A 6573-nucleotide genomic window follows, 5' to 3' on the forward strand; every position below is an offset into this window, starting at 1 on the left:
ATATTTTTCGAATAATAGTTCTATCTTACAAAGTAGAATGGCTTAAATTAATCGCTATTTTGCAGATGACAGGAATCAATAAGTATCCGGGAATCTGTCGGACTTACCATTCTCCTGCTGCGGTTGTGGTAAATTGGTCTGAAAATTTCTCACAATCCTCGCTATGGACGGCTGAATCCGACAGCCTTTCAGGGAATGTGATCAGTATTCTGAATAATTAGAAATATAGTGGGATGCAGTGTTAATGAATTTCTCTGTATTCCTCAACGGGAGAAAAGTATGTTTCAGGCGAAAGATGCATTCACTGCGGATGCTGTCAATCAGAAGCCAGCAGAGCTCTGGTCGGTAATTTCTCCTCATTATTCCATTGATGAGGCTGCCTGGTTGCAGGAGCTGGTGGAAATTCTGGATGCTCACTCCAGTGATTATACGGCCATTGCCACCAGGGCAACCAGGGTGATTGAGAAGGTCAGGGAGAGTGATGACGGCATTCATATGATTGATGCATTGTTGTTGCAATATAGCCTTGATACCCGGGAAGGCATTCTGCTGATGTGTCTGGCTGAAGCCCTGATGCGCATCCCGGATAACCGCACTGCTGATGCCCTGATCCGCGATAAGTTAAGTGTGGCTGACTGGAAACAGCATTTAAGTCAGAGTGATTCTCTTCTGGTTAATGCATCCACGTGGGGACTGATGCTGACCGGCAAGGTGGTGAGCCTGGATGCTGGTGAAGATGGTTCTGCCGGTGGCGTTATCGGAAAGCTGGTGAACCGTATGGGGGAGCCGGTGATTCGTCAGGCCGTCAATCAGGCCATGAAGATTATGGGACGCCACTTCGTGTTGGGCCGTAATATTTCAGAGGCCTTAAAGAATGGCTTGAAGCAGCAGGAAAAGGGCTATACCTATTCGTTTGATATGCTGGGTGAATCCGCCCTGACGATGGAGGATGCCCGGCGTTACCATGATGAATACCTTGCAGCGATAAGAGCGGTCGCTGCTGAGCCCGATCGTAAGAATTCCTCCAGGGCAGGCATTTCCATCAAGCTGTCTGCACTTCACCCACGCTATGAAGTTGCCCAGAAGGCCCGGGTTTTCCAGGAGTTGGTGCCTGCGCTGCTGGATCTGGTGCGTGAAGCCAGGGCCGGTAATGTTGCCATCAATCTGGATGCCGAGGAACAGGATCGCCATGAGCTGTTTCTGGAAGTGTTCGAGCGGGTTTACCGGCACCCGGATTGTCGTGGGTGGGGTGGGTTTGGCCTGGTCATTCAGGCCTATGGCAAACGGGCACTGCCATCACTGTGCTGGCTGTCTGCCCTGGCTCGGGAACAGGGGGACCGCATTCCGGTTCGGCTGGTAAAGGGTGCTTACTGGGATAGTGAGATCAAGCTTTGTCAGCAGCAGGGGCTGCCCGGTTATCCGGTTTATACCCGAAAAGAAGCGACAGATGTTGCTTATCTGGCGTGTGCACAGTTTCTGTTGTCAGAACCGGTCAGGGCAACGCTCTATCCTCAGTTTGCCAGTCATAATGCCCATACGGTCGCCAGTATACTGACCATGGCCGAACGTGCGGCTGTTGAAAATAAAAACGGGGATGACTTTGAATTCCAGCGCCTTCACGGTATGGGGGATGCACTTTATAACCTGGTACTGAATAGCTATAGCCAGCCGGTTCGAATTTATGCCCCGGTTGGCAGTCATAAAGATTTGTTGCCTTATCTGGTTCGTCGATTGCTGGAGAATGGCGCAAACTCATCCTTTGTTCACCGTCTGGTGGATGCCAAAACCCCCATTGCTTCACTGGTTAAGCACCCGGTTGACATCTTGAAGAGCCGGGTGTGCTTCCAAAATGACCAGATTTCCCTGCCTCCCGACATTTATGGTTCTGAACGTAAAAACTCACTGGGTGTGAATGTGGATATTGAAAGCCAATGGCAGCCATTCCACCAGAAGGTTCAACACTTTATGGCCCATGACTGGAATCAGGGGCCATGGATTGATGGGCAGCTGAATCAGACCGCAGAGGCTGCTGAAATTTTCTGTCCCTATGACCGGTCACAACTGGCCGGCCATTTAAGATGGAGTGATGAAGCTCAGGTTGAGGCGGTAACCGGTGTTGCTGTCGCGGCCTTTGACCCGTGGAATACGACGCCTGCGGAGCAGCGTGCGAAATGCCTGGAAAAACTGGCCGACCTTCTGGAAGACAACCGGGAGGAGCTGGTGGCCCTGTGTCATCGGGAAGCGGGAAAAACACTGCACGATGCCATTGATGAAGTGCGTGAAGCGGTCGACTTTTGTCGGTATTACGCTAATCAGGCCCGGGAGAAATTCTCTTCATCGATGGTAATGGCTGGCCCCACTGGAGAGTCCAATGAGCTTCGGCTTTGTGGGCGTGGAGTGTTTCTCTGCATCAGCCCCTGGAACTTTCCCCTGGCGATTTTCGTTGGTCAGATAACCGCGGCATTGGCAGCGGGTAATGCCGTCATTGCCAAGCCTGCGGAGCAGACGGGGCTTATTGCCGGCAGGGCGGTTGAGTTGATGCTTGAAGCCGGCATTCCCGGCGGTGTTATTCAATTACTGCCTGGCGATGGCGCAACGATTGGTAGTCGTCTGGTTGCCGATGAACGAATTGCCGGTGTGGCGTTTACCGGCTCAACCGAAACTGCTCGAGTGATCAATCAGGCGCTGGCTAATCGTTCCGGGCCTATTGTGCCGCTGATTGCGGAAACCGGTGGTCAGAATGCCATGATTGTGGATTCTACGGCGCTGCCGGAACAGGTGGTTAATGATGTGATTCTGTCCGCTTTTGGCAGTGCCGGGCAGCGGTGTTCTGCCCTGAGAGTGCTTTATGTGCAGAACGATATTGCCGGTCGGGTTATCTCTCTGTTGCAGGGCGCCATGGAGGAATTGTCCATTGGTAACCCCAGTCTTTATTCAACCGATATTGGCCCTGTTATTGATGAAAAAGCCCGGCAGTCTCTCCAGACGCATATTGAGCGGATGAAAAAAGAGGCAACGCTACTGGTTGAGTGCGAATTGCCAGCAGATTGTGCAAATGGATGTTTTGTTGCGCCGGTGGCGTTTGAAATCGACCATATTGGTCAGCTGGAGAAGGAACACTTCGGCCCTGTTCTCCATGTCATTCGTTATGAGGCAAAGGATCTGCCGGAGGTGATCAATCAGATCAACAGTACCGGGTATGGCCTTACCCTGGGAATCCATAGTCGGAATGAAGTGACTTCGTCGTATATTCAGCAGCGGGTTAAAGCCGGGAATCTCTATATCAACCGGAACCAGACTGGTGCGGTGGTCGGAGTTCAGCCGTTTGGTGGGCAGGGGCTTTCTGGCACAGGTCCAAAAGCGGGTGGGCCCAGTTATGTTCTGCGGTTTGCTACGGAGCAGACGTTGAGTATTAATACCACCGCCGTGGGCGGTAATGCCACGTTACTGTCTTTGGGGAGTGAGTCTTTATAAAACGGTTAAACCACAATGCCCTGCGGGGGTATTGTGGTTCAGCTCAGGGTTGGGCGTTAATCCTACGTTACCCGGTTAACCTCTTCGAGACTGGTGACGCCTTGCAGGACTTTGAGTAATCCGGACTGACGAAGATTATTAAAGCCCTCCTTTCCCGCCTGTTCTGCGATTTGCAGAGAATTCCCTTCCGCCATGATGATCTGCTGCATGTCTGGCGAGATAGACACCACTTCATAAATACCAACACGACCCTTGTAGCCACTGTTGCAGTTATCGCAGCCTTTAGGGCCATAAATTTCTGCTGTGGCTGCCTGCTCTTCGGTGAAGCCTTCCTCCAGAAGTGCTTCTTTGGGGATTTGAACCTTTGCTTTGCAATTACTGCATAAACGCCTGGCCAGACGCTGAGCAATAATCAGGGTGACCGAGGTGGCAATGTTAAAGGCGGCTACCCCCATATTCTGCATACGGGTCAGGGTTTCTGCTGCACTGTTGGTGTGCAGTGTGGAGAGTACCATGTGGCCTGTCTGTGCCGCTTTTATGGCAATGTTGGCCGTTTCCAGGTCCCGTATCTCACCCACCATGATGATGTCCGGGTCCTGACGCAGAAAGGCTCTCAGCGCCTGACTGAAGTCCATACCCTGTTTGGGATTTACGTTAACCTGGTTAATCCCTTCCAGGTTAATTTCCACCGGATCTTCCGCAGTGGAGATGTTTCGCTCAGGTGTATTAAGAATGTTCAGGCCGGTATAAAGGGATACCGTTTTACCCGAACCGGTGGGGCCTGTTACCAGAATCATGCCCTGGGGCTGATGAAGAGCATTCATATACATTTCTTTCTGGACTTCCTCATAGCCCAGGGCATCAATCCCCATCTTGGCACTGGAAGGGTCGAGTATCCGCAGTACGATTTTTTCACCCCACAGCGTGGGCAGAGTGTTAACCCGGAAGTCGATGGCCTTGGTTTTCGACAGATTCATTTTGATCCGGCCATCCTGAGGCTTCCTGCGCTCGGAGATATCCATAGACGACATGATTTTCAGGCGGGAGGCAATTCGGGGGCTTAAAGAAACCGGTGGTCTGGTGACTTCGTGAAGCACACCATCGGTTCGAAAGCGAACCCGGTAGGATTTTTCATAAGGCTCAAAGTGCAGGTCTGAAGACCCTTTCTTGATGGCGGAAAGCAGCATTTTATGGACAAATTTGACCACGGGGGTGTCATCTTCTCCGCCGCCCTGGGTATCATCAGGGCCATCATCCGCGGCACTGACTTCCAGATCTTCCAGACCGGCAAACTCATCTCCACCCAGGTCCGCCAGCGCCTGGCCTGTGTCATCCAGGGCCGTTTCAATCATTTTCATCAGCAAAGCAGGCTCAGCCAGAACGGAATGAATGGTCAGGCCGGTGTTAAAGCGAATTTCATCTAACCCCTGATGATTTGAGGGGTCTGAAATGGCAACAAACAGATGCGAGCCCCGCTTGATCAGGGGGAGGACATGGTGTTTGCGGATAAGCTTTTCCGGTACCACATCCCTGGCGAGGTGCTCTTTATCGAAAGCGCTGAGGTCAATGACCGGAAGGCCAAACTCCTCTGCCGTTGCCAGCATCAGGGCTTTGGCATCGACGAGCTTTTTTTCCAGTAAATACCGGGTAAGCGGCATTTGAGACTTGGTTGCTGCGGCCTCAGCCTGGTGAATGGCGGCCTCATCCAGCAGTTGATCGGCCAGCAGGCGGGCAGCCAGCCCGGAGAGCGGTTTATTTGCCATAACCCGTGTCTGTCCATAGGAATAAATTCATTGTTAACAGGTAATATATCAGCATAAACGGCGGAGAGTTAAGGGGTTTGTGGCGGGGTTGGTATCTCCTCGTTTCCATGCTCTGAGGCTGACGAAAAACCTAAAAAACGGTTTCTACGTAGGTCGGTTCGCTTGCGAGCCGACTTGTGGCCCAACCGCCATGCACTAATCAGGGCTTGGCGTTATCGCCGGGATGCACTGTCGGCTTGCCCTGAGCCGGGGAATCGACAAACTTTTCACCAACAATTCCGGGCATTAACGGGTGCATCGTAGAGGGCTTTCAAAATCTGGCAAGGGGGGGCTGACTTGTCCGTCTGGTCCACCTTTTCTTGCAGTCTATGGACTTTTATCTATGCTTGGCGAGCATCAATAAAAATGAGAAGAGGTATGAGCGATAACCTGTTCAAACAGCTGACCGATATCGGCATCGACCCGGAACTGGCTGGTAAGGTCAGCGCCTCGCTGGACCCGGAGCATAATGCCAGTAAAAAGGATGTGCTGATTATGCAGGAAGCGATGATGCAGGTGCAGTTGGTGTCGGAGTCCCGATATCACGAAATGAATAACAAAACGGATCGCAGTTATCACGAACTCAACAGTAAGATGGATCACAACTATCATGAGTTGAATCGTAAAATTGATCGTGGATATCATCAGCTGGATCAGAAAATTGATACCCGCTACCACGAACTGGACCATAAAATTGATACTCGCTGCCATGAGCTGGATACCAAAATAGAATCGCTCAAAACTGAAATGCATCAAGGATTTTCCGGGTTGCGTACCGAAATGGCCAGTATGAACCGGCAGTACCTGATCACCTTTGGTGGGTTGATTACTACCATTATTACTGTTTTTCTGACTAATCTTTACTTTCATTTGTAAGCACTCTCTTCTCTTATACCCCAAACACCTTGTTCCCACGCATTGTGTAGGAATGTATGGTTCTCTGACTGCAAGCGCAAGAGCTGCCAGCGAGGTTTCAGCGTCCACCGGCAGCCATGAAAGAACTAAAAGGTCTTTATCTGATCAAATATACGACGCAGGTCAAAAACTTGTGAGGTGTGAGTTGAGCGTTGCGGGATGGCGTGATATCTTTTCGGCGGTACGTCCGTTTGGTTGGTAATAATACGATTTTTATTAGTGAAACCGTCATTCAGCACCCATATCAGGAATAAATTTCTTGATACGGTCGCCCAAGAATTGAAATGATGGTTAACTGCCTCTCCTGCAAACCAACGATGTGTTTTTCATGACTATCGACCAATAAAACATTAATGCCCTGAAAGCAGAAAAACACCCAGCG

4 protein-coding genes are annotated in these 6573 nt (G+C 50.9%); 3 read left to right on the forward strand and 1 reads right to left on the reverse strand.

The annotated features are described in order from the left end of the window. Nucleotides 1–221 (forward strand): hypothetical protein (locus tag RM811_RS14520; protein ID WP_402525597.1); only part of this gene is annotated, 221 nt, incomplete at its 5' end. A gap of 58 nt (nucleotides 222–279) precedes the next feature. Next, nucleotides 280–3474 carry a bifunctional proline dehydrogenase/L-glutamate gamma-semialdehyde dehydrogenase PutA gene (gene putA / locus RM811_RS14525; protein WP_402525598.1) on the forward strand — a complete coding sequence of 1065 codons (3195 nt, stop codon included), beginning with the start codon at nucleotides 280–282 and terminating at the stop codon, nucleotides 3472–3474. A gap of 62 nt (nucleotides 3475–3536) precedes the next feature. On the opposite strand, the gene pilB is transcribed toward putA, so the two are convergent. Next, nucleotides 3537–5237, reverse strand: a complete 1701-nt coding sequence (gene pilB, locus RM811_RS14530; RefSeq protein ID WP_402525600.1) for a type IV-A pilus assembly ATPase PilB — start codon at nucleotides 5235–5237, stop codon at nucleotides 3537–3539. A 417-nt stretch (nucleotides 5238–5654) separates the two neighbouring features. Between pilB and RM811_RS14535 the strand changes: the two genes are divergently transcribed. Further along, nucleotides 5655–6152, forward strand: coding sequence for a hypothetical protein (locus tag RM811_RS14535; protein ID WP_402525603.1), 498 nt, complete (start codon nucleotides 5655–5657; stop codon nucleotides 6150–6152). Nucleotides 6153–6573: the final 421 nt, after the last annotated feature.

The organism is Endozoicomonas sp., from assembly GCF_031844845.1.
Taxonomy (GTDB): Bacteria; Pseudomonadota; Gammaproteobacteria; order Pseudomonadales; family Endozoicomonadaceae; genus Endozoicomonas.